Raw genomic sequence first — 641 nt, forward strand, 5'->3', positions numbered from 1 at the left:
CAGGCCGTCGTGGCCGCACACCCGCAGGTCGCCCGGGCCGCTGTCGTCGCCCGCGAGGACGTGCCCGGGGACACCCGGCTCGTCGCCTACGTCGTACCGACCGAAGACAGTGAGGAACTGGCCCAGTCAGTCGGTGAGTTCGCGGCCGAGCGGCTCCCCGAGTACATGGTCCCCTCAGCCGTCGTCACCCTGGAAGCCCTGCCCCTTTCGGTGAACGGCAAGCTCGACCGCAAGGCGCTTCCCGCACCTGACTTCGGCGTCCTCTCCGGTACAGGACGCGGGCCGGCCAACGCACGGGAAGAGATTCTCTGCGCGGCCTTCGCCGAGGTCCTGGGCCTGGAGAACGTGGGCGTCGACGACGACTTCTTCCGGCTCGGCGGGCACTCCCTCCTCGCCGTGCGCCTGGCCGAGATCCTGCGCACCCAGAACGTCTCCATCTCCGTACGCACCCTGTTCGACACCCCGACGGTCGCCGGCCTCGCCGCCTCGGCCGGGGACGAGCAGGCCGTCGTCCCCGAGAACCTCATCCCGGCGGATGCCACCGAGATCACGCCCGCGATGCTGCCGCTGGTCGACCTCACGGCCGATGACGTCGCCCGGATCGTCGCCACCGTCGAGGGCGGCGCCGCCAACGTCAAGGA

General features: G+C 71.0%; 1 protein-coding gene. It reads left to right on the forward strand.

The annotated features are described in order from the left end of the window. On the forward strand, nucleotides 1-641 hold a 641-nt coding region (locus tag IEZ15_RS44230), incomplete at both ends, for a phosphopantetheine-binding protein (RefSeq protein ID WP_229846622.1).

It is taken from the genome of Streptomyces atratus (genome assembly GCF_014648655.1).
Classification (GTDB): domain Bacteria; phylum Actinomycetota; class Actinomycetes; order Streptomycetales; family Streptomycetaceae; genus Streptomyces; species Streptomyces atratus.